The organism is Streptomyces cyaneofuscatus (assembly GCF_000718135.1).
GTDB classification, from domain to species: Bacteria; Actinomycetota; Actinomycetes; order Streptomycetales; family Streptomycetaceae; genus Streptomyces; species Streptomyces cyaneofuscatus.
On record NZ_JOEM01000016.1, the window covers coordinates 262,490 to 284,269 of the forward strand.

A 21,780-nucleotide genomic window follows, 5' to 3' on the forward strand; every position below is an offset into this window, starting at 1 on the left:
CGCCACCAGCCAATCGGAAGCACGGGAAGAGATGTCGGCACCGAACAAGTCGTACGACCCAGTCGAGGTCGAGGCACTGAAACCGGAAGAGATCGAGCGCATGCGGGACGAGGCGTTCGCCGCCTTCGCCGCCGCCGGCGACCTCGACGCGCTCGCCCAGGCGAAGACCGCGCACACCGGAGGTACCTCGCCCCTGTCGCTCGCCAACCGCGAGATCGGCGCCCTGCCCCCGCAGGCCAAGGCCGAGGCGGGCAAGCGCGTGGGCCAGGCCCGCGGCGCCGTCTCCAAGGCCCTGGCCGCCCGCCAGAGTGAGCTGGAGGCCGAGCGCGACGCCCGGGTGCTCGTAGAGGAGGCCGTGGACGTCACGCTGCCCTACGACCGCGTCCCGGCCGGCGCCCGCCACCCCCTGACGACCATCATGGAGCGCGTCGCGGACGTCTTCGTGGCCATGGGCTACGAGATCGCCGAGGGCCCCGAGGTCGAGGCGGAGTGGTTCAACTTCGACGCCCTGAACTTCGTGCCCGACCACCCGGCCCGCCAGATGCAGGACACCTTCTTCGTCCAGGGCACCACGCCCGACGGGAAGGCGACCGAGGGCGACGAGTCCGGCGTCGTGTTGCGTACGCACACCTCCCCGGTCCAGGCCCGCTCGCTCCTGGAGCGCAAGCCGCCCGTCTACGTGGTCTGCCCCGGCCGGGTCTACCGCACCGACGAGCTGGACGCCACGCACACCCCGGTCTTCCACCAGATCGAGCTGCTCGCCGTCGACGAGGGCCTCACCATGGCCGACCTCAAGGGCACCCTCGACCACATGGTCCAGGCGCTCTTCGGACCGGACATGAAGACCCGGCTGCGGCCGAACTTCTTCCCGTTCACCGAGCCGTCCGCCGAGATGGACATGGTCTGCTACGTCTGCCGCGGCGAGTCCGTCGGCAACCCGGACCGCCCCTGCCGCACCTGCGGCAGCGAGGGCTGGATCGAGCTCGGCGGCTGCGGCATGGTCAACCCCAAGGTGCTGACTGCCTGCGGTGTCGACCCCCAGAAGTACAGCGGATTCGCCTTCGGGTTCGGCATCGAACGGATGCTGATGTTCCGCCACAACGTCGAAGACATGCGAGACATGGTCGAGGGTGACGTCCGGTTCACCCGGCCGTTCGGGATGGAGATCTGATGCGCGTCCCGCTTTCCTGGCTGCGGGAGTACGTCGACCTGCCGGCGACGGAGACCGGCCGTGACGTACAGGCCAAGCTCGTCTCCGTCGGCCTGGAGGTCGAGACCGTCGAGCAGATCGGCGCGGGCCTCAAGGGCCCCCTGGTCGTCGGCAAGGTCCTGACCATCGAGGAGCTGGAGGGGTTCAAGAAGCCCATCCGCTTCTGCACGGTCGACGTCGGCTCCGCCAACGGCACCGGCGAACCGCAGGAGATCGTCTGCGGCGCCCGTAACTTCTCGGTCGGCGACAAGGTCGTCGTGGTCCTCCCGGGCGCGGTCCTGCCCGGCGACTTCGCGATCGCCGCCCGCAAGACGTACGGCAAGACCTCTCACGGCATGATCTGCTCCACCGACGAGCTCGGCATGGGCGACGACGGCACGCACGGCATCATCGTCCTGCCGCCCGAGCACGAGGTCGGCACCGACGCGATCGAGCTGCTCCAGCTCGTCGACGAGGTCCTCGACATCGCCGTCACCCCCGACCGGGGCTACTGCCTGTCGATGCGCGGTGTCGCCCGCGAGACCGCCACCGCGTACGGGCTGCCGCTGCGCGACCCGGCGCTCCTGGACGTGCCCGCGCCCAACGCGTACGGCTACCCGGTCCAGATCAGCGACCCGATCGGCTGCGACCGCTTCACCGCGCGCACCGTGACCGGTCTCCAGCCCGAGGCCCGCTCCCCGATCTGGATGCAGCGCCGCCTCCAGAAGGCCGGGATGCGGCCGATCTCGCTGGCCGTCGACATCACCAACTACGTGATGCTGGAGCTCGGCCAGCCGCTGCACGCCTACGACCGCAACCGGGTCGACGGCCCGATCGGCGTGCGCCGCGCCACCCAGGGCGAGAAGCTCACCACGCTGGACGGCACCGTCCGCGTGCTGGACGCCGAGGACCTGGTCATCACCGACAACCGCGGGCCGATCGGCCTCGCGGGCGTCATGGGCGGCGCCAACACCGAGATCGCCGACGCGGACGGCGAGCACGCGCTCACCACCGAGGTCGTCGTCGAGGCCGCGCACTTCGACGCGATCTCGATCGCCCGCACCGCGCGCCGCCACAAGCTGTCCTCCGAGGCGTCCAAGCGCTTCGAGCGCGGCGTCGACCCGCAGGCGGCCGCAGCGGCGGCGCAGCGCACGGTGGACCTGCTGGTCCTCCTCGCGGGCGGCACCGCCGAGGCCGGGGTCACTGAGATCACCGCGCCTCACGCGCCCCGCACCATCGCCATGCCGGCGAACCACCCGGACAAGGTGGCCGGTGTGGAGTACGGGCGCGAGACCGTCGTCCGCCGCCTCCAGGAGGTCGGCTGCGACGTCTACGGGCAGGACGAGCTGATCGTCACCGTCCCGTCCTGGCGGCCCGACCTCAACGAGCCGAACGACCTGGCCGAAGAGGTCATCCGCCTGGAGGGCTACGAGAACCTGCCCTCCACCCTGCCGACGCCCCCCTCCGGCCGAGGCCTCACCGACCGCCAGCGGCTGCACCGCCGCATCGGCCGGGCGCTGGCCGGAGCCGGGTACGTCGAGGCGCTGAGCTACCCGTTCATCGGCGACGCGGTCCTGGACCAGCTCGGCCTGGAGGCGGACGACGACCGCCGCCGTACGGTCAAGCTCGTCAACCCGATCTCCGACGAGGAACCGGCGCTGCGCACCACGCTGCTGCCGGGGCTCCTCGGCGCACTGCGGCGCAACGACGGCCGGGGCAGCCACGATCTGGCGCTCTTCGAGACGGGCCTGGTCTTCCGGCCGACCGGCGAGGAGACCCCCGCCGTCCGCCTTCCGGTCGACCGCCGTCCCACCGACGAGGAGATCGCCGGACTCGACGCGGCCCTTCCGCGTCAGCCGCGCCGCGCCGCCGTCGTCCTCGCGGGCGCCCGCGAGCAGGCCGGCTGGTGGGGCAAGGGCACCCCGGCGACCTGGGCGGACGCGGTGGAGGCCGCCCGCTCCATCGCGGCCGAGGCCGGCGTGGAGGTCACCGTCCGCGCCGACCAGCACGCCCCGTGGCACCCGGGCCGCTGCGCCGCGCTGTACGTCACGGTGAACGGCGAGGAGACCCTCTTCGGACACGCGGGCGAGCTCCACCCGCGCGTCATCAAGGCGCTCCACCTGCCCGAGCGGACCTGCGCCGCCGAGGTCGAGCTGGACGTCCTGGAACAGGCCGTCGACGGAGCGCTCCAGGCGCCCCGGATCTCCACCTTCCCGGTGGCGACCCAGGACGTCGCGCTCGTCGTCGCCGGGGACGTCCCGGCCGCCGACGTGGAGCGGGCGCTGCGCGAGGGCGCGGGTGAACTCCTCGAATCGCTGCGGCTGTTCGACGTCTTCACCGGCGAGCAGATCGGCGAGGGCAACAAGTCCCTGGCCTACGCGCTGCGCTTCCGCGCCCCCGACCGCACGCTGACCGTGGACGAGGCCTCGGCCGCCCGCGACAGCGCGGTGGCCCTGGCCGCCGAGCGCACGGGCGCGGTGCTGCGCGGAGCGTAGTCCCGTGGCGCGTTGAGAAGGGGCGTATCCGGCCACCGGATACGCCCCTTCTCCTTGTCCCGCCGGGCGGCTGAGGGACCGCACGCGGACCGGACGCGGAACCGGGAGGAAGCGCGGTTCCGTGCCCCGACCCGCAGCCACCCTCCTTCGTCGTTGGGCAGTGGGTCGTGCGATCCGGCGCCCGTCCGCACTGCCACGGAGTGTCGGGCAGGCCGGCGGTGCGGACGGACGCGGGTGCGGGTCGTCAACCGTTACGAGGGGGAGCCGACGACCCGGCCGCCTCTTGCGAGGAGCTCATTCAACCGAGCCCCGCCCCGGCGCGGCAGAGTGCACGGCCCGACGGTTCGGGCATTCCGTTCACACCCCGTGTGAAACGTGCTGGACTAGGCTCATTGCGACACGCATCTGGGGGGACGATGGAGCCGAATGTCCTGCTCGAATCCCTGATCGACGAGGCCGGGATGTCCCGGGCGGGGCTCGCCGGTCACGTCAACCGGGCGGGCCGGGCCCGCGGCCTGACCCTGCGGTACGAACACACCGCGGTCTCCCGCTGGCTGAAGGGCCAGCGCCCACGCGGCCAGGTGCCGGACCTGATCTGCGAGGTGCTGGGCGGCCGGCTGGGACGCCCGGTCGTGCTGGACGACATCGGCATGGGTGTCCCCGGCGGCTACGGCACCGATACGGCACCCCACAGCGCCTCCCTCTCCGGCTTCGTCGAGCGGGCCACCGCGCTCTGGCGCTCGGACGAACAGCAGCGCCCCCACCTGGCCACCGTCCCCGCCGTCACCGGGACCACGGCGGTGATGCCGGTCTGGGAGTGGGAGAACCCGCCGGAGGACACCGACGTCTCCCGCCCGGGCCCCGGCCGGGTCAGCGCGGCCGACATAGAGACGCTCCGGTCCGCGCGCGACCACTACGAGCAGATGTACCGCAAGGCGGGCGGCATCGCGACCAGACCCCGGATCGTCCGCTTCCTCAACGCCGAGGCCGCGCCCCTGCTGCGCGGCGGCCACAGCGACGAACTCGGCCGCCGCCTGCACCGGGCGACGGCGGCCCTGGTGGCGATGGCCGGCGTCTGCGCGTACGACTCCGACGCCCACGGTCTCGCCCAGCGCTACTTCCACCAGGCGCTCCGGCTCGCCAAGTCCAGCGGGGACCGGGCCCTGGGCGGCTATGTGATCGCCCTGCTGGTCACCCAGTCCCTCTTCCTCGGCGACCACCGCCGCTCCATCGCCTTCGCCGAGGCCGCGCTGCGGGCCGCCGGTGACCACATCACTCCGGCGCTCGCCGCCGATCTGCACGCCATGCAGGCCAAGGCGTACGCCCAGCTCGGCGACGCGGCGAGCGCCCGCGCCTGCATCCGGCGGGCCGAGGCGCAGGCGGGCCGGATCCACACCGGGCGGGAGCCGGACGAGACCGGGTACGTCCAGCCGGGCCTGGTCGACGTCCAGGTGGCGGAGGCGCTGCTCAGCCTGGGGGATCTGCCGGCAGCACGGGAGCACGCGACCTCCGCCGTGCGCGCCCCGGCGCACGACCGGGGGCGCGTGCACCGCCTAGCGATGCTCAGCCATATCGAACTGCTCCAGGGCGAGCCGGACCGGGCGGCCGGGACCGCCGCCGAAATGGCCGAGCGGGCCCGGGGGATGGAGTCCCAGCGGCTGCGCGACCGGCTGCGCCAGGTGCGGCGTGAGCTGGCGGAGAGCGGCTGCGCCGACGCCGTACAGACGGCCGGTCTGATCGACGGGGCGCTCCGCGTGCCCCTGTGAGCTCCCGCCGCGCACCCGCCGTTCGTTCCGCTTGGCGGCCGGCCCTGCTGGCATGTTGCCCCCAACATGTCGAAAGGCGGCAGAACCGTGCAGTGGACGAACGTAAGCGAACAGAATGTGTATCAGAACCGATGGTTCCGGGTGAACCTGGCGGATGTGGAGCTGCCCGACGGCAGCCACCTCGACCATTACGTGATCCGGCTGCGGCCCGTCGCCGCGGCCACCGTCGTCAACGCGTCGGACGAGGTGCTGCTGCTCTGGCGCCACCGGTTCATCACCGACAGCTGGGGGTGGGAGCTGGCCGCCGGGGTCGTCGAGGACGGCGAGGACATCGCGGCGGCGGCGGCCCGCGAGATGGAGGAGGAGACCGGCTGGCGCCCCGGTCCCCTGCGCCCCCTGCTCACCGTGGAGCCTGCCAACGGCCTCACCGACGCCCGCCACCACCTCTACTGGGCAGAAGAGGGGCAGTACACGGGCCCGCCGCAGGACGCCTTCGAGTCCTCACGCCGTGAGTGGATACCGCTGAAGCTCATCCCGGACATGATCGCCCGGGGCGAGGTGCCCGCGGCGAACATGGCGGCGGCGCTGCTGATGCTGCACCACGTGCGGCTGGGCTGAGGCTGCTCGGCCCCACGCGTCTCGCACGCCTCTCGTGTCTCCCGTGCCTCGCACGCCTCGCACGTATGAGGAGCCGGCCCCGGATAATCCGGTGCCGGCTCGTCGTACTCGGCGTACCACTGGGTGAAATGCATTTCCTTGGAGATAACCGGGTGCAGTCACGTCCCCCTATGGCACCATGTAAGGATCGAGGCCGACGGGGCCTATTCTTCGAGGGGGATCAGCTATGGCAATGGTGGGGTGTCGCGAATGCGGCCATAGTGTTTCGGATGCTGCGCCGATGTGCCCCAACTGCGGAATCGAGTCGCCGGGGGGTGTGACGCAGTTGGAAATTGTCAGGGTTTCCCGCGTGACCGGTTCTCTGGTGCCCATGTCGGTCTGGATCGACTCGCAGCAGGTGGGGACCCTCGGTTCGGGAGGAAGTCTCACGCATAGCGTTACTCCTGGGATCCACCGCGTTGCATGCGGACTGGAGCAGGCCGGCAGTAAAGCCGGTGCGGAGGAATTCGACGTTTCTGCCGGGCGGCGTCTGGTGATCGTCGTATCCCTGAGCAAGTGGAACGGAAAGCCGAGCTTCAGCGCGGAGTACGCGTAGGAAGGGAATCATCGTGACGCGCGGGCTCGGATCCTCATGCGCAGTGCGGACCCGAGCGCGCCGACGCAGCTCATCGCGGGGCAGACCCACCAATCTCCTGGTTCCGGCCCGCGCTGCGTGAACGCGATGACAGCCCAGATGAGGCCGAACGCATAGCCGCCCACCATTCCGAGGTAGGGCGCCCACTGCTGATCTCCATGCCGAGGGCCCTGTGACGGGGTCACGTAGAAGCAGCCTGCCACGGTGAGCGCGCCAAAAATCCCGGACCACCGCAGCAACTCTTTGAGTCCGCCTCCCTGGCCGGGAGAAAACTGAGATCCTGCCCAGATCTGCGTCACGAAAGAAGCCGCGGCGTAGAATATGGTCCAGGCCACGGCGATCCGCCAGGTCGCCCCTGCTTTGAGCGTTTTCCTGCCTGGCCGGTCCTGTGAGCGGTTGAATACGGTCGTGGCCGTAACCACTGCGCTTCTCCCGAGGCTCCACCACGCCCACAGGGCATTCACCAGGACGAAGGTGGAGACAACAAGGGAGGGCGGTCCGAACGCCAGCCCGAGCAACCATTCCGCAGCTGAGTCCGGTGCCGGAACTGTCATCGTGCAGCGCCGGGAATGATGCCGAAAATGATCTTCGATGAAGCCGTTTCCGTACAGCGCGAAAGTATGCAGAGTGTCCCCATGCGGTGATGCTAGAGCCGCATGATGGCGAGTGCGCGGCGTTTCCGATATCAGCCTGGATCTCTTGTCGAGCCGTCACGGGAATGGGCCGTTTCATGGACGGTGGTCGGGCCACCGGGCTACAGTGCGTGGCCGAACGCCGTACGGCCGCGAGCCCGGGGGGTCGGATGGGGCACCGCAGCCACGACGAGGACACCGAGGACTGGTTCGGCGGCGACGAGCCGCTGGACGTCGCTGCGGCGAACGCCCGGCCGGCCCTCGTGCCGCTGCCGCAGGCGGCGGGCGGCTCGCCCTTCAGCCGGCGGTGTTCCCGCGGCCCGGGGGCGCCGCGCCCTGCACCACCGACAAGCCGGGCAGCATGGACTTCCCCCATGACGGCGAGCTCCTGTGCGCGTGCGGGGCGGACCTGGTCTACCGGCTGCGGGGCACGCAGGGCTGAGCCGGCGCTGACGGGGCCGGGGCGGGGCAGGCACCAGGAGGACGGCCGTGGGGATCATCACGGCCCTGGCGTCAGGGCCGGCGAAGCGCTGGACGGTGCTGATCAGCGGGGGCGCCTACGCGTTCACCGCCGTGGCCGTGCTGCTCCTGCGCCCCTGGCGGCCGCCCGCGTCCGGCTGCCGGACGTCCGGCCCCGCCGCCGTGATCTGCGACGCCGCCGGCGGTGAGCCGCTGGCGCTCGCCGCCCTCGCGGTGCTGGCGGCGGAACGGGCCGGGCCGCTCTCCCGGGAGGTCGCCGGCTGGTGCGTCGAGGACGGGGCCCTGGGCGAGGCCGTCGGGACGCTGGAGCGCGGTCGGGCGCTCGCCCTGCGCACGGAGATGGCCACCGTCGACGTGCTGAGCACCCTGTCCCGGCTCGGCCGCGCCGATCTGGCCGGGGAGTGGCGCGGCTGGCGGGACTCCGCACGCCGGCGGAGTCAGGCTGGGCACCGGCCGGACGGGACGGTGACGAGGCCCGGGACAGCCCCCGGGGACGGCGCCCTGCTGGTCCTGGGGCTGACGGGGGCGCAGGCCCGGATTTCGTCGAGCAGGGCGCTGCACCGGGTGTACCCGAGGCCGCGCCTGCTCGCGCCGGAGGCAGGCCGCCCGTCCGGCCGTCCGGACCGCGGCCCGGACGGTACGACGCGGCCCGCGGAGGTCCTCGACGAGATCCGGCGGGCCTCTCTCTCGCACGGCATCGTGGACATCTCGGCGCACCTGCTGCCCGATCCGTCGGACAGCTGGCGCTCGCACCTCGCCTTCGGCGCGGTCCCCGGCCCGGACGGGACGCAGACCGGGGACATCGACCGTCTGTCCGTGCAGACCGTGGCGGCGCAGCGGTTCCCCGTGCCGCCGGACGGGCCCGGGCTGTGTGTCTCCCTGGCCTCGTGCATGAACGGCCTGCCGCGCCGCCACCAGGACGAGTCGTTCACCATGGCGGCGGCGTTCCTGGCCGGGGGAGCGTCGTCCGTGCTGGGCTCGTTGTGGCTGGTGAGGCTGCACGCGACGGCCCTCGTCGACCTCCTGTTCCACCACGGGCTCCGTACGGGCCACGCACCGGCGGACGCGCTGCGCCAGGCGCAGCTCTGGATGGCCGGCCCGGTCCGGGAGACGCCCGCGTCGATGCCGGCCGACGTACGGCGGCTCGCGGTCGAACTGCTGAACGCCCTCACGGCCTCGGGCCACGACCCGGCGGACCCGGCGTTCTGGGCCGGACTGGTGGTCGTGGGCCGCTGAGCGGCGGGCGGGGACGCGCGGGACTTCCGGCGCGGCGAAAGCGCTCCGAACGGCCCCGGCGGCGTCAGTGCCGGGGCCCGTCGGCAGGACGGTCAGGCGTACGGGTAGAAACCCGACCCGGTCTTGCGGCCGAGGCGGCCCGCGTCGACCATGCGCTGGAGCAGCGGGGGAGCGGCGTACAGCGGCTCCTTGTACTCGGCGTACATCGAGTCGGCGACCGAGGCGACGGTGTCCAGGCCGATCAGGTCCGCGAGCTTCAGCGGGCCCATCGGGTGGGCGCAGCCCATCTCCATGCCGTTGTCGATGTCCTCGCGGCTCGCGATGCCCGATTCGAACATCCGGATCGCGGAGAGCAGGTACGGGATCAGCAGCGCGTTGACGACGAAGCCGGACCGGTCCTGGGCGCGGATCGGGTGCTTGCCCAGCACGTCCTGCACGACGGCCTCGGCGCGCGCGATCGTCTCGTCCGACGTGGTCAGCGCCGGGATCAGCTCGACCAGCTTCTGGACGGGGGCCGGGTTGAAGAAGTGGATGCCGATGACCCGGTCCGGGCGCGAGGTCGCGACGGCCAGCTTCACCAGCGGGATGGAGGAGGTGTTGGAGGCCAGGATCGCGTCCTGCCGGGTCACGACCTGGTCCAGGACCTGGAAGATCTCCGTCTTGACCTGCTCGTTCTCCACGACGGCCTCGATGACGAGGTCGCGGTCGGCGAACTCCCCGAGGTCGGTGGTGAAGCTGAGGCGGCCCAGGGTCTCGTCCCGCTCCTCCGCGGTGATCTTGCCGCGTTCGGCGGCCTTCGAGAGGGAGTTGTGCAGCCGGGTGCGGCCGATCTCCAGCGCCTCGCCGGTGGTCTCGGCGACCTTCACCTCGAGGCCGCTGCGCGCGCACACCTCCGCGATACCTGCGCCCATCTGGCCACAGCCGACCACCCCGACGCGTGCAATGTCGGCCATAGAGTCCGTCACCTCGTGCCTTTCGATGTTCTCCGCAGTGCAGGGTCCCGTGTGATTCCGGTGCCCGCTTCGACCCCACGACGTTACTCCGAGAGCCCACCCCCGTGACCTGCGGGTCATCCGGCTACGGACGGGCATCATCCTGTTACGTGGAGCGAGCGGGGTGGTGGTCGACGTGAAGGGACGAGTGTGGCGCATGCGACGTACAGGAATGACCCGGAGATCGCTCGTGGCGGGTGCGGCCGGACTGGTGGCGGCGATGACGACGGGCGGTGACGCGGTGGCCGCGCGGACGGCCCGGGCGGTACGGGGAGGAGGTGGCGGCGAGGACCGCTTCGCGCGGGGTGAGCTGCGCGGCGTGTGGATCGCCACGGTCGCCAACCTGGACTGGCCTTCCAAGAAGGGCCTGACGGCGGCCGCGCAGGAGGCCGAGCTCATCGCCCACCTGGACCGGGCGGTCCGGCTGCGGCTCAATGCGGTGGTGCTCCAGGTCCGTCCCACCGCGGACGCCCTGTGGCCCTCCCCGTACGAACCGTGGGCCGACTGCCTCACCGGCGTCCAGGGCCAGGACCCGGGGTGGGACCCGCTCGCCACCGCGGTCCGGGAGGCGCACGACCGGGGCCTGGAGCTGCACGCCTGGTTCAACCCGTACCGGGTCGCGAACCACACGGACCCCGCCCGCCTCGCCGCCTCCCACCCGGCGCGGCGCAACCCCGACTGGGTCCTGCCGTACGGCGGGAAGCTCTACTACAACCCGGGGCTGCCGGAGGTCCGCCGCTTCGTCCAGGACGCGATGCTGGACGCCGTGCGCCGCTACGAGATCGACGCGGTGCACTGGGACGACTACTTCTACCCGTATCCGGTGGCGGGGGAGGCGTTCAAGGACGACGCCGCGTACAAGCGGTACGGGGGCGGCTTCCCGGACCGGGCCGCCTGGCGCCGCGACAACGTGGACCGGCTGGTGCGCGAGATGGGTGTGCGGATCCGGGAGACCCGGCAGGGCGTCCGGTTCGGCATCAGCCCGTTCGCCGTCTGGCGGAACAAGGCCACCGACCCGCTGGGCTCCGACACCCGGGCGGGCGTGGAGACGTACGACGACCTGCACGCCGACACCCGGAAGTGGGTCAAGGAGGGCTGGATCGATTACATCGCTCCGCAGATCTACTGGCATATCGGGCTGTCCACCGCCGACTACGCCAAGGTCCTCGCCTGGTGGGCCGCCACCGTGCGGGGCACGGGCGTGGGCCTGTACGTGGGGGAGGCGCTCTACAAGGCGGGTGACCCGGCCCAGCCCGCACCCTGGCAGGATCCGGCGGAGCTCTCCCGACACCTCACCCTCGCCCGGGACCACGACGAGGTGGGCGGGCACATCTTCTTCTCCGCCAAGCATGTGGCGGCGGACCGCATCGGCGCGATGGCCCGGGTGGTCGCCGACCACTACCAGGACCGGGTGCGCGCACCGCGCTGACCCGGGGAGATGAGGGGCCGGGGCCGCTCGGACCCCGGCCCCGGCCCTCCTCCTCAGGCCGCCGTCCTACTGCGGCTGCCGGCCCTGCGGCGCCTCGATGTGCTGGACGACGCTGTCGGGGCCGGGGGACATCAGGTGTTCGTGGCCGTCGGGGAAGCGGAGCCGGTACGGAGGGGCGCCCCCGTCCCCGAGCACTTCGATGATCTCTGCGACCCGGTCGTGCTGTCCCACGGTCCTGCCGTGCATCAGCAGCCGGTCGCCCGCGTGTGCCTCCATCGGGAGTGACCTCCTCACGGTGACGGTCCGCCTGTCCGTACGGCCAAGTCTATGACCGTACGGGCCCGGTTTCCCCTGCTGAACGCGGTGCCGACCGGCCCCGGCGGCCCGTCCGCTGGGTGGCGGCGATGCAGACCAGCACCGCCACCGCCGCGAGGGGAGCCGCCGCCGACACCTCTTCGCCGAGCAGCAGGAACGACCACGCCAGCGTCAGCAGCGGCTGCGCGAGCTGGAGTTGACTGGCCCGGGGGACACCGATCTCGGCCATGCCCTTGTACCAGACGTACAGCCCGAAGAACGTCGATCCGGCGGCCACCCAGACCAGGCCGAGGACGCCGTGCGCGGTGAGGTGGACCGGCTCCAGCGGCAGGGCCACCGCGCTGCCCGCCACCGCGAGCGGCAGGCACAGGATCAGCGCCCAGCCGATCACCTGCCACCCCGGCATCACCCGGGCCAGCCGGCCGCCCTCGGTGTACCCGGCCGCGCACACCAGCAGCGCGCCGAAGAGGTACAGGTCGCCCGAGGTGAGGGCGCCGCCGCTCTGCTGCACGGTGAAGCCGATGACGACGGCCGCCCCGGCGAGGGCCGCGACCCAGAACGTACGGGAAGGGCGTTCGCCGGTACGGAGTGACCCCAGCACCGCCGTCGTCAGCGGCAGCAGCCCCACGACCACGGCCGCGTGCGAGGTGGTGGAGGTCTGGAGGGCGAGGGTCGTCAGCAGCGGAAACCCGATCACCACACCGCCCGCCACCACCGCGAGCCCGCCCCAGTGGCGGCGCGCGGGCACCGGTGCCCGGACCGCCAGCAGGAAGCCGCCCGCGATCAGGGCGGCGAGCGTGGAGCGCAGGGCGACGAGGGACCAGGGGCCGAAGCTCTCCAGCCCCCAGGCGGTGGAGGGGAAGGTGAGCGAGAACGCCACGACGCCGAGCGCGGCGAGGAGCGTGCCACGGCGGGCGGGGGCCTTGGCGGTGTGCTCCGGCGCGTCCGGGGCGGGGGCCTCGGCGGTGTGCGGGGCCGCGCCCGGGGCGGGCGTCGGGGAGGTCTCCGTACCGGCATCGACCGCTATCGTTCTGGAACCGGTAGCGCTATCCTGTGCTCTCATGCAAGAGCGTAGCAGCGTCGCCGAACTGGTCACTTCCCTGCGGGCCGAGCTCAACCGCTACTCACCCGGTGGGAAGCTGCCGTCCAGCCGCGCGCTCGTCGAACGCTTCCGGGTCAGCCCGGTCACCGTCTCCCGCGCCATCGCCCAGCTCGCCGCCGAAGGGCTCGTCACCACCCGCCCCGGCTCCGGCGCCTTCCGGGCCGAGCCGCGCGCCGAGGTGCCCGCCCCCGGTGACACGTCCTGGCAGGAGGTGTCGCTGAGCGGCGACGGCGGACCCGAGGTCGTGCCCCGTACGGTCGACGCCTCCGGGGTCCTGGCCACCCTCGCCGCGCCACCGCCCGGCACCATCGAGTTCAACGGCGGCTACCTCCACGCCTCCCTCCAGCCGGAGCGGGCCCTGGCCGCCGCCCTCGCCCGGGCCGGCCGGCGCCCGGGTGCCTGGGGCCGCCCGCCCACGGACGGGCTGCCCGAACTGCGGTCCTGGTTCGCCCGCGAGATCGGCCCGGCGCTCTCCGGCGCCGACGTCCTGATCACCGCGGGCGGCCAGAGCGCCCTGGCCACCGCCCTGCGCGCCCTCGCCCCGCCCGGCGCCCCGGTCCTGGTGGAGTCGCCCACCTACCCCGGCATGCTCGCGGTCGCCCGCGCCACGGGGCTGCGCCCGGTCCCCGTCCCGATGGACGCGGACGGGGTCCGGCCCGAGCTGCTCGCCGACGCGTTTCGCGCCACCGGGGCCCGGGTCCTCGTCACCCAGCCTCTCTTCCAGAACCCCACCGGAGCCACCCTTGCCCCCGCCCGCCGGCCCGAGGTCCTGGCGATCGCCCGAGCGGCCGGGGCGTTCGTCATCGAGGACGACTTCGCCCGCCGGCTCGTCCACGAGGACGCCGGACCGCTCCCGGCACCGCTGGCCGCCGACGACCCCGACGGTGTGGTCGTCCACGTCTGCTCGCTCACCAAGGTCACCTCACCCAGCCTCCGGGTCGGCGCGCTGGCCGCCCGGGGCCCGGTCCTCGAACGCCTCCGCGCCATCCAGGTCGTCGACAGCTTCTTCGTACCGAGGCCGCTCCAGGAGGCCGCGCTCGAACTCGTCGGCTCCCCCTCGTGGGGCCGCCACCTGGCCGCGGTGGCGGCGGAGCTGGGGAGCCGCCGTACGGTGATGGCCGCCGCCCTCCGCTCCGAGCTGCCGGAGTTCGCCCTGCCCCACGTGCCGGCGGGCGGCGGCAGCCTCTGGGCGCGGATCCCGGCGACCGGCGCGGGAACGGGCCCCGACGAGGCGGCCGTCGCCTCCGCCGCCTTGCGCGCCTCGGTCGCCATCGCCCCGGGGAGTCCGTACTTCTGCGCCGAACCCCCGGCGGGACACGTACGGCTGAGCTTCGCCGCGGTCTCCGGAGCGGCCGAGATCGCGGAGGGCGTGCGCCGGCTCCGGACGGCGTACGACGGGCTCCGGGCCCCGGTGCCGTCCGGCACCTGACCGGGGTGAGGCCGGGGCCCTCTTGACCGGACAGGCGTTCGGCACCACGATCCGGCCATGACGCATCCCGCCATGACGCATCGGGTCACCCTGGTCGCGGCGGCGCGCACGTCGCCCCGCCTGGCCGAACGCTTCGACGACGACCGGCCGCTCGACCAGGCCGGGTGGCACGAGGTGCAGCTCGTCGCCCACACCCTGGTCCCGCTCGGGGCGGCCGAACTGCGTTACTGCTCGCCCACCCCGCGCAGCCGTGCCACCGGCGACGCGCTCGGCTACGCGCCGATGGCCCAGCCCGCCCTGCGCGACTGCGACATGGGCCGCTGGCGCGGGATGACTCTGGCCGAGGTCGCCGCCCGCGAACCGGCCGCCGTCGCCGCCTGGCTCGCCGACCCGGGCGGCTCCCCGCACGGTGGCGAGTCCCTCCTCGCCTTCATCGGGCGGATCGGGGGCTGGCTGGACACCCGCCCGGCCTGCGACGGGTTCATCGTCGCGGTCGCCGAACCCGCCGTGATCCGCGCGGCCCTGGTCTACGCGCTGAACGTGCCGCCGACGGCGTACTGGAACGTGGACGTCCGCCCGCTCTCCACGATCACGCTCGCGGGCTCGCCCGGCCGCTGGAGCCTGAGCCTGGAGTCCGGCATCCGCTGACGCCCGGCTCCGGCGGGCCCGCTCCCTTCCCACCGGTCCGACCAGTCGGTACGTTGCAGGGGCATCGGTCCCGCCTCGTACCGAAGGAGCCAAGGTGCCGCAGATCCACGGCCACTGCGACGACCGCTTCGCCGGCGTCCGGGACGCCTTCGAGGAGAACTTCACCGCCCGCGGCGAACTGGGCGCGGCGGTCACCGTCCTCGCCGACGGCGTCCCCGTGGTGGACCTCTGGGGCGGCTGGGCGGACGAGGCCCGCACCCGCCCCTGGGTGCGGGACACCGTCGTCAACGTCTGGTCCACGGGCAAGGGTCCCACCGCGCTCTGCGCCCACATCCTGGCCGACCGGGGGCTGCTCGACCTGGACGCCCCCGTCGCCGCGTACTGGCCGGAGTTCGCGGCGAACGGCAAGGGGTCCGTCCTCGTACGCCACCTCCTCTCGCACCGCTCCGGGGTCGCCGGAGTCGGCACACCGCACACCCTGGACGAGCTGTACGACTGGGAGCTGACCTGCGCCCGGCTCGCCGCCACCGCACCTATGTGGGAGCCCGGGACCCGGTCCGGCTACCACGCGATCTCGTACGGATTCCTCGTCGGCGAGGTGGTCCGCCGGGTCGGCGGGATGCTGCCCGGGGACTTCCTGCGGCAGGAGATCACCGGACCGCTGGGCATCGACTTCACCTTCGGCCTCCCCGAGAAGGAGACCCACCGGCTCGCCGAACTCGTCCAGGAACGCGCCGACCGCGACGCCCAGGCCGCCCTGCTGGCCCGGATGACGCCGGTGGCCGTCGCCTCCCTGCTCAACCCGCCCACCGGACGGGCCGCCGCCAACACACCCGGGTGGCGCGCCGCCGAGATCCCCGCCGCCAACGGCCACGGCACCGCCCGCGCCATCGCCGCGCTCTACGGGATCCTCGCCGGACGCGGCAGCCTCGACGGCCACCGGATCCTCTCCGAGCAGGCCGCCGAACGGGTCCGCGAGAGCCAGGGCGCCTGCCGCGACCTGGTCCTCGGCGACGCCTTCGCCCATGAGACGGAGATCGCCCTCGGCCTCTGGCTGAGCGGCCGCAACCGCTCCTACGGCCCCGACCCGCGGGCGATGGGCCACGACGGCGCGGGCGGTTCCTGCGGTCTGGCCGACCCGGACGCGGGAATCGCCCTCGGGTACGTCATGAACCGGATGGGCTCCGGCGTGGCCGACGATCCCCGTAAGACGGCGCTGGTCGACGCGGTCTACGCGGCCCTCGGCGACGACGTTCGGGCATGATCGGAACGCGACGTTCCACACCGCCGACCCAACCCGGGTTTCGCCTGCGGTTGCCAGGAATGTGAGGATGTCACCATGACAACCAAGGTCTACTTCGACATCACCATCGACGACGCGCCCGCAGGGCGGATCACGTTCAACCTGTTCGACGACGTCGTCCCCAAGACGGCGGAGAACTTCCGCGCGCTCGCCACCGGCGAGAAGGGCTTCGGCTACGCCGGCTCGTCCTTCCACCGCGTCATCACCGACTTCATGCTCCAGGGCGGGGACTTCACCCGCGGCGACGGCACCGGCGGCAAGAGCATCTACGGCGAGAAGTTCGCCGACGAGAACTTCAAGCTCAAGCACGACCGTGTGGGTCTGCTCTCCATGGCCAACGCCGGCGCGAACACCAACGGCTCGCAGTTCTTCATCACGACGGTGCTCACCCCGTGGCTGGACGGCAAGCACGTGGTCTTCGGCGAGGTCGCCGACGAGGACGGCATGGCCCTGGTCCGCAAGATCGAGGCGCTCGGCTCCTCCAGCGGCCGCACCCGCGCCAAGGTCACCATCGCCGAGTCCGGCGTTCTCTGACCGGAACGGGGCCTTCGGGCCCGGCATGCTCCAGGCATACAGGAAGCCCGGCCGACGCACTGCGTCGGCCGGGCTTCCCGGTCTCTTCCGTGGGCCGCGGTCAGTTCGACCGGGCGGCGCGCTCCGCGTTGCGCTCCTTGATGCGGGCGGCCTCCTTGCGGACCTCGGCCTGGGTGGCCCGCTCCTTCTGGAGCCACTCGGGCATCTCGTCCTTGAGGGCGTCGACCTGCTCGGTGGTGAGGGCGTCGGTGATCCCGCCGCGGGCGAGCCCCGCGATGGAGATGCCGAGCTTCGCCGCGACCACCGGGCGGGGGTGCGGTCCGGTGCGGCGCAGCTCGACCAGCCACGCGGGCGGGTCGGTCTGGAGGGCGTTGAGCTCGGTGCGCGAGACGGCACCCTCCTGGAACTCGGCGGGGGTGGCCTGGAGGTACACACCCAGCTTCTTCGCCGCGGTGGCGGGCTTCATGGTCTGGGCGGTCTTGTGCGACGTCATGGGTCCAGGGTATCGACCACAGGACATAGCTCCGACCACGGACCGGTAGCCTGAACCCGTGACAGGCTCGGACATCCCCTCATCCTTCAGGCTCGCGTACGTCCCCGGCGTGACGCCGACCAAGTGGGTGAGGGTCTGGCACGAGCGACTGCCCGGCACCCCGCTGGAGCTGATCCAGGTCCCTCCGGCCGACGCGGGCCGGCTGCTGGCGGACGGCGGCGCGGAGGCCGGACTCGTACGGCTCCCGGTCGACCGGGACGTCCTCAGCGCGATCCCGCTGTACACGGAGACGACGGTCGTGGTGATCCCCAAGGACCACACCGCCACAGCCGCGGAGGAGATCACGCTCCCCGATCTGGCGGACGAGATCGTCCTGCACCCGCTCGACGACGTCCTGGACTGGGAGACCCTCCCGGGCCGCCCCGCGATCGAGCGCCCGGCCACCACGGCGGACGCGATCGAGCTGGTGGCGGCGGGCGTGGGCGTGCTCCTCGTCCCGCAGTCCCTGGCCCGCCTGCACCACCGCAAGGACCTCACCTACCGGCCGGTCCTGGAAGCCCCCGAGTCCCGCGTGGCCCTGTCGTGGCCGCAGGAGGAGCCCACCCCCGACCTGGTGGAGGAGTTCATCGGCATCGTCCGGGGACGCACGGTCAACAGCACCCGGGGCCGCGCGGCCACCCCACCGCAGCCGTCGGCGAAGGAGAAACCCAAGGCGAAGGCCAAGCGGGCGGGCACGGCGACCGGCTCCGCGCGCAAGCAGGCGGCCACGGGCCGCCGCGCGGGAACCCCCAAGGGCGGCAAGCCCACGGGCAAGCGCGGAAAGCCGCGCGGCCGCTAGAACCGGGCGCTCACCCTCGTACGACCGCTCGTAGGACCGCTCCTCCCACCCCCCCCTCAGCCCTCCCCAGCGCCCCCGCGTCCCCCGCATCCCGACGTCCCGTCGGACAGATCCCGCGGACGGCGCCCCAGCAGGTCAGAGGGTGCGAATTCCCGGGGTTGCGTCACTTCCCCGGCAGCGGTGGTGGCCCTCGCCCCCCGTCCCGCAGGGTTGTCGTCAGCCGGCCGGTGCGGTCGGCTCCGAACAGGGGAGGCAACGTACATGCGAGCCATGACGAGGACGTTCGTGAGTGTCGCCACCGCCGTGGGTATCGCGGCCGGAACGATGACGGCGGCGGGCACCAGCTTCGCGGCGACGCCGGCCCAGCAGGCCCCGACGGTCAGCGCCCAGCAGGTCGCGCCGCTCGCGGTCGTCAACCTCGGCCTGAGCAACGCACAGGCGAAGGAGGTCCAGCGCTGGCTGGCACGCTCCTGGAACTACACGGGCGCCATCGACGGCCAGCTCGGCACCAACAGCTGGAAGGCGTTCCAGCGCTTCCTGAGGTCGGCCGCCAACTACAACGACGCCATCGACGGAGTCGTCGGACCCAACACGGTCAAGGCCCTCCAGCGCTGGCTGAAGGCGCACTACGGCTACACCGGCGCGATCGACGGCGTCGCCGGACCGGGCACCCAGGCGGCGTTCAAGCGGTTCGCCAAAGCCCGCTGATTCTCGGGTGAACAGCTTAGCCCAGGGGTGAGGAGCACGGCGGGTCCGCAGTTCAGGGGAGCGGACCCTGCCGTGCTTTTCGTCGCGAGCGGATGGCGTACGCCCGGCGTATCGGCGAACCGGTCGACAGAGCCCTCGTACGCTACGACCTGCCCTGACCCTGACCTGACGTGACCTGCGCGGGGCCGATCCACACCGACCTCAGCTCCTGACGGCTCCCGCGATCTGCTCGGCCGCCTCCGTGGGCGTCAGGTGCGTGGTGTCGACGACCTCGGCCTCGCTGTGCAGCCAGGTGCGGGCCGCCTCGGCGTAGGGCTCCAGGTACCGGAGGCGGAAGGCGGAGGGGCCCATGTCCGTGTCCCCCTCGATGCGCCCGCGGAGGGTCTCCTGGTCGGCGTGGAGCACGAAGTGCCGTAGGGGAATGGCGTGTCGGGCGAGGCTGCTGCTGATCTCGCGCCAGTACGGCTCGACCAGGACGGTCATGGGCATCACCAGGGTGCCGCCGGTGTAGTCGAGTACCTGGCGGGCGGTCTCGACCACGAGCGACCGCCACGGCGGCCAGTGCTGGAAGTTGTCCGTCCGGGAGAGGACCGGCGTGATGTCCATGAGCGTCTCGCCGACTTTCTCGGCGTCGAACACCCGCGAATCCGGAAGAAGTTGCTGCACAAGCACACTGGTCGTCGTCTTGCCCGCGCCGTGGGTGCCGTTGAGCCATACGATCATGGGCTCACGCTAACGCCCTCTCGCCCGGGCAGGGCGAGAAGGCGTCCGGGGCCTGGACCGTGCGACGAGCCCCGGGGCGGCACGCCCGCCCCGGGGTGCGGTCAGCCGGCGGCGAGGAGCTCGAGCGTGTCGATCACGCGGTTCGAGAAGCCCCACTCGTTGTCGTACCAGGCGACCACCTTGACGTGGCGGCCGTCGACGCGGGTGAGCGCTGAGTCGAAGATCGCCGAGGCGGGGTTGCCCGTGATGTCGGACGACACGAGTGCGTCGTCCGAGTACTCGAGTACGCCGGCGAGCGGGCCTTGTGCGGCGGCCCGGTAGGCCGCCAGCACGTCCTCGCGCGTCACGTCGCGGGCGACGGTCGTGTTGAGTTCGACGATCGAGCCGACCGGAACCGGTACGCGGATCGAGTCGCCGGACAGCTTGCCGTCGAGGTTCGGCAGCACGAGGCCGATCGCCTTGGCGGCGCCGGTCGTGGTCGGCACGATGTTGACCGCGGCGGCGCGGGCGCGGCGCGCGTCGCGGTGCGGGCCGTCCTGGAGGTTCTGCTCCTGCGTGTAGGCGTGCACCGTCGTCATGAACCCGTGCTCGATACCGGCGAGGTCGTCGAGCACCTTCGCCAGCGGCGCGAGCGCGTTGGTCGTGCAGGAGGCGTTCGAGACGATCGTGTGCGCCGCCGGGTCGTAGGCGTCGGTGTTGACGCCGTACGCGAGCGTGACGTCGGCGCCGTCCGCCGGCGCGCTGACGAGTACCTTCTTCGCGCCCGCGTCGAGGTGGGCGCGGGCGGCCTCGGCCGAGGTGAAGCGGCCGGTCGCCTCCAGCACGATGTCGACGCCGAGCTTTGCCCACGGCAGTCGCGCCGGTTCGCGCTCGGCGAGCACGGTGATGCGGCGGCCGTCGACGACGAGGGTGTCCCCGTCGACGGTCACCGGGCGCCCGAGCCGGCCAGCCGTGCTGTCGTAGGCGAGCAGCCGGGCGAGAGCGGCGGGCTCCGTCAGGTCGTTCACGGCGACGACCTCGACGGCGCTGTCGCGCTCCAGCAGTGCGCGCAGCACATTGCGTCCGATGCGGCCGAATCCGTTGATGGCGATGCGAGTCATGAATGGTGTCCCTTCCGTTCCCCACCAGGCTCGCTCGCGGCCTACGCAGCTGACAGTGGCGGGATCGCCACGGTTCAAAAGGATCGCGCCAAGCGGGTGCCGGGGCGAGCCACGCCGTGCCGGGCGTGCCATGCGGCGCCGGGCGTACTACGCGCCGCGCGTGAACGTACGCCGGTACTCGCTCGGTGTGGTGCCGAGGATGCGCTGGAAGTGCAGCCGCAGATTGGCGCCGGTGCCGAGCCCGATGTCGGCGGCGATCTGCTCGACGCTCCGCTCCGAACGCTCCAGCAGTTCGCGCGCCACGTCGATGCGGGCGCGCATCACCCACTGCATCGGTGTGTAGCCGGTCTCCTCGACGAAGCGCCGGGAGAACGTGCGCGGCGACACCCCCGCCTGCCGCGCGAGGGTGTCGAGGGTGAGGGGCTCGCCGAGCCGGTGCAGCACCCACTCCCGGGTGGCGGCGAACCGCTCACCGAGCGGCTCGGGCACGCTGCGCGGCACGTACTGCGCCTGACCGCCGCTCCGGTATGGGGCCGCGACCAGCCGCCGGGCCGCGTGGTTGGACGCGGCCACCCCGAGGTCGCCGCGCAGGATGTGCAGGCACAGATCGATGCCGGAGGCGGCGCCGGCAGAGGTGAGCACGCTGCCCTCGTCGACGAACAGGACGTTCTCGTCGACCCGGACGAGCGGATGCCTCGCCGCGAGGGCCCGCGTGTAGTGCCAGTGCGTCGTGGCCCGCTTGTCGTCGAGCAGCCCCGTGGCGGCGAGCGCGAAAGCGCCCGTGGAGATGGCGGCGAGCCGCGCCCCCCGGTCATGAGCCCCGATCAGCGCGTCGACGACGGCCTGCGGCGGGTCCTCACGGTCCGGAAACCGATAGCCGGGGACGAAGACGATGTCGGCCCACTCAAGGGTGCGCAGACCGTGCGCCACGGAGTACGACAGGCCGTCACCGCCGGTCACGAGACCGGATTCGGCGCCGCACACCCTCACCTCGTACGGCATGCTCGCGCGGGTCGTGAACACCTGCGCGGGGATACCGACGTCGAGCGGCTTCGCCCCCTCCAGCACGAGGACGGCGACGCGATGCGGGGACGGGGCGGGCACAGGGAAAAGGGT

Annotated in this window: 20 protein-coding genes; 13 read left to right on the top strand and 7 right to left on the bottom strand. The window is 72.6% G+C overall.

The features are described from left to right. Positions 1-31: 31 nt before the first annotated feature. The 6 genes from pheS to IF17_RS0125735 all read left to right on the top strand — a co-directional run bounded on the left by pheS (position 32) and on the right by IF17_RS0125735 (position 9,050). Entirely contained in the window at positions 32-1,171 is a 1,140-nt protein-coding gene (gene pheS, locus IF17_RS0125710; RefSeq protein ID WP_018515307.1) for a phenylalanine--tRNA ligase subunit alpha, read from the top strand. Further along, a complete protein-coding gene (pheT, locus tag IF17_RS0125715) occupies positions 1,171-3,684 on the top strand; it encodes a phenylalanine--tRNA ligase subunit beta (protein WP_030570325.1) in 2,514 nt (837 codons plus the stop codon). The genes pheS and pheT overlap by 1 nt, the downstream gene beginning before the upstream one ends. A gap of 416 nt (positions 3,685-4,100) precedes the next feature. After that, positions 4,101-5,450: an NsdA family TPR-like regulatory protein gene (locus IF17_RS0125720; protein WP_030570328.1), complete on the top strand. Its 1,350-nt coding sequence runs from the start codon at positions 4,101-4,103 to the stop codon at positions 5,448-5,450. Between the two features lie 87 nt (positions 5,451-5,537). Further along, the gene (locus tag IF17_RS0125725; protein WP_030570331.1) at positions 5,538-6,068 is read left to right on the top strand and encodes an NUDIX domain-containing protein; all 531 of its coding nucleotides are present in this window, start codon (positions 5,538-5,540) and stop codon (positions 6,066-6,068) included. Positions 6,069-6,417: 349 nt separating this feature from the next. Continuing rightward, entirely contained in the window at positions 6,418-6,663 is a 246-nt protein-coding gene (locus IF17_RS1000000139035; RefSeq protein WP_143660188.1) for a hypothetical protein, read from the top strand. A gap of 1,160 nt (positions 6,664-7,823) precedes the next feature. Next, complete coding sequence (locus tag IF17_RS0125735; RefSeq protein ID WP_030570334.1) at positions 7,824-9,050, top strand: CHAT domain-containing protein; 1,227 nt, start codon at positions 7,824-7,826, stop codon at positions 9,048-9,050. Between the two features lie 92 nt (positions 9,051-9,142). Here IF17_RS0125735 and IF17_RS0125740 read toward each other — a convergent pair whose 3' ends face one another. Beyond that, the gene (locus IF17_RS0125740) at positions 9,143-10,003 is read right to left on the bottom strand and encodes a 3-hydroxybutyryl-CoA dehydrogenase (RefSeq protein ID WP_030570337.1); all 861 of its coding nucleotides are present in this window, start codon (positions 10,001-10,003) and stop codon (positions 9,143-9,145) included. A gap of 196 nt (positions 10,004-10,199) precedes the next feature. Between IF17_RS0125740 and IF17_RS0125745 the strand changes: the two genes are divergently transcribed. Further along, complete coding sequence (locus tag IF17_RS0125745; protein ID WP_030570340.1) at positions 10,200-11,471, top strand: glycoside hydrolase family 10-like protein; 1,272 nt, start codon at positions 10,200-10,202, stop codon at positions 11,469-11,471. Between the two features lie 66 nt (positions 11,472-11,537). Here IF17_RS0125745 and IF17_RS0125750 read toward each other — a convergent pair whose 3' ends face one another. Together IF17_RS0125750 and IF17_RS0125755 are read right to left on the bottom strand one after the other, a co-directional pair. After that, positions 11,538-11,747, bottom strand: a complete 210-nt coding sequence (locus tag IF17_RS0125750; protein WP_018515301.1) for a DUF1918 domain-containing protein — start codon at positions 11,745-11,747, stop codon at positions 11,538-11,540. A gap of 49 nt (positions 11,748-11,796) precedes the next feature. After that, positions 11,797-12,849 (bottom strand): EamA family transporter, encoded by a 1,053-nt coding sequence (locus IF17_RS0125755; RefSeq protein WP_030570343.1) that lies wholly within the window; start codon positions 12,847-12,849, stop codon positions 11,797-11,799. On the opposite strand from IF17_RS0125755, the gene IF17_RS0125760 reads away from it, so the two are divergent. The 4 genes from IF17_RS0125760 to IF17_RS0125775 all read left to right on the top strand — a co-directional run bounded on the left by IF17_RS0125760 (position 12,848) and on the right by IF17_RS0125775 (position 16,802). After that, positions 12,848-14,317, top strand: coding sequence for an aminotransferase-like domain-containing protein (locus IF17_RS0125760; protein WP_030570346.1), 1,470 nt, complete (start codon positions 12,848-12,850; stop codon positions 14,315-14,317). The genes IF17_RS0125755 and IF17_RS0125760 overlap by 2 nt on opposite strands. A 72-nt stretch (positions 14,318-14,389) precedes the next feature. After that, complete coding sequence (locus IF17_RS0125765; RefSeq protein ID WP_030570348.1) at positions 14,390-14,965, top strand: histidine phosphatase family protein; 576 nt, start codon at positions 14,390-14,392, stop codon at positions 14,963-14,965. Between the two features lie 94 nt (positions 14,966-15,059). Further along, positions 15,060-16,229 carry an EstA family serine hydrolase gene (locus IF17_RS0125770; RefSeq protein ID WP_030570350.1) on the top strand — a complete coding sequence of 390 codons (1,170 nt, stop codon included), beginning with the start codon at positions 15,060-15,062 and terminating at the stop codon, positions 16,227-16,229. A gap of 75 nt (positions 16,230-16,304) precedes the next feature. Beyond that, complete coding sequence (locus IF17_RS0125775; RefSeq protein ID WP_030570352.1) at positions 16,305-16,802, top strand: peptidylprolyl isomerase; 498 nt, start codon at positions 16,305-16,307, stop codon at positions 16,800-16,802. Between the two features lie 100 nt (positions 16,803-16,902). Here IF17_RS0125775 and IF17_RS0125780 read toward each other — a convergent pair whose 3' ends face one another. Beyond that, positions 16,903-17,295, bottom strand: coding sequence for a DUF5997 family protein (locus tag IF17_RS0125780; RefSeq protein WP_018515295.1), 393 nt, complete (start codon positions 17,293-17,295; stop codon positions 16,903-16,905). 58 nt (positions 17,296-17,353) lie between these two features. Here IF17_RS0125780 and IF17_RS0125785 point away from each other — a divergent pair, with 58 nt between their 5' ends. Together IF17_RS0125785 and IF17_RS0125790 are read left to right on the top strand one after the other, a co-directional pair. After that, positions 17,354-18,133 carry a LysR family substrate-binding domain-containing protein gene (locus IF17_RS0125785; protein ID WP_030570354.1) on the top strand — a complete coding sequence of 260 codons (780 nt, stop codon included), beginning with the start codon at positions 17,354-17,356 and terminating at the stop codon, positions 18,131-18,133. Between the two features lie 261 nt (positions 18,134-18,394). Next, positions 18,395-18,841, top strand: coding sequence for a peptidoglycan-binding domain-containing protein (locus IF17_RS0125790; RefSeq protein WP_030570356.1), 447 nt, complete (start codon positions 18,395-18,397; stop codon positions 18,839-18,841). A 201-nt stretch (positions 18,842-19,042) separates the two neighbouring features. Here the strand turns inward: IF17_RS0125790 and IF17_RS0125795 are convergent, their stop codons facing one another. The 3 genes from IF17_RS0125795 to IF17_RS0125805 all read right to left on the bottom strand — a co-directional run bounded on the left by IF17_RS0125795 (position 19,043) and on the right by IF17_RS0125805 (position 21,768). Next, a complete protein-coding gene (locus IF17_RS0125795) occupies positions 19,043-19,564 on the bottom strand; it encodes a P-loop NTPase family protein (protein WP_030570359.1) in 522 nt (173 codons plus the stop codon). A 101-nt stretch (positions 19,565-19,665) separates the two neighbouring features. Then, the gene (gene gap / locus IF17_RS0125800) at positions 19,666-20,664 is read right to left on the bottom strand and encodes a type I glyceraldehyde-3-phosphate dehydrogenase (RefSeq protein ID WP_030570362.1); all 999 of its coding nucleotides are present in this window, start codon (positions 20,662-20,664) and stop codon (positions 19,666-19,668) included. A 147-nt stretch (positions 20,665-20,811) separates the two neighbouring features. Further along, entirely contained in the window at positions 20,812-21,768 is a 957-nt protein-coding gene (locus IF17_RS0125805) for a GlxA family transcriptional regulator (protein ID WP_030570365.1), read from the bottom strand. Positions 21,769-21,780 lie beyond the last annotated feature (12 nt).

Bases quoted from the DNA above. Each gene is read 5' to 3' on its own strand.
- gap (WP_030570362.1), bottom strand. From the start codon at position 20,664: ATGACTCGCATCGCCATCAACGGATTCGGCCGCATCGGACGCAATGTG.
- IF17_RS0125745 (WP_030570340.1), top strand. From the start codon at position 10,200: ATGCGACGTACAGGAATGACCCGGAGATCGCTCGTGGCGGGTGCGGCC.
- IF17_RS0125740 (WP_030570337.1), bottom strand. From the start codon at position 10,003: ATGGCCGACATTGCACGCGTCGGGGTGGTCGGCTGTGGCCAGATGGGC.
- IF17_RS0125760 (WP_030570346.1), top strand. From the start codon at position 12,848: ATGCAAGAGCGTAGCAGCGTCGCCGAACTGGTCACTTCCCTGCGGGCC.
- IF17_RS0125795 (WP_030570359.1), bottom strand. From the start codon at position 19,564: ATGATCGTATGGCTCAACGGCACCCACGGCGCGGGCAAGACGACGACC.
- pheT (WP_030570325.1), top strand. From the start codon at position 1,171: ATGCGCGTCCCGCTTTCCTGGCTGCGGGAGTACGTCGACCTGCCGGCG.
- IF17_RS0125775 (WP_030570352.1), top strand. From the start codon at position 16,305: ATGACAACCAAGGTCTACTTCGACATCACCATCGACGACGCGCCCGCA.
- IF17_RS0125720 (WP_030570328.1), top strand. From the start codon at position 4,101: ATGGAGCCGAATGTCCTGCTCGAATCCCTGATCGACGAGGCCGGGATG.
- IF17_RS0125750 (WP_018515301.1), bottom strand. From the start codon at position 11,747: ATGGAGGCACACGCGGGCGACCGGCTGCTGATGCACGGCAGGACCGTG.
- IF17_RS0125780 (WP_018515295.1), bottom strand. From the start codon at position 17,295: ATGACGTCGCACAAGACCGCCCAGACCATGAAGCCCGCCACCGCGGCG.
- IF17_RS0125765 (WP_030570348.1), top strand. From the start codon at position 14,390: ATGACGCATCGGGTCACCCTGGTCGCGGCGGCGCGCACGTCGCCCCGC.
- pheS (WP_018515307.1), top strand. From the start codon at position 32: ATGTCGGCACCGAACAAGTCGTACGACCCAGTCGAGGTCGAGGCACTG.
- IF17_RS0125790 (WP_030570356.1), top strand. From the start codon at position 18,395: ATGCGAGCCATGACGAGGACGTTCGTGAGTGTCGCCACCGCCGTGGGT.
- IF17_RS0125755 (WP_030570343.1), bottom strand. From the start codon at position 12,849: ATGAGAGCACAGGATAGCGCTACCGGTTCCAGAACGATAGCGGTCGAT.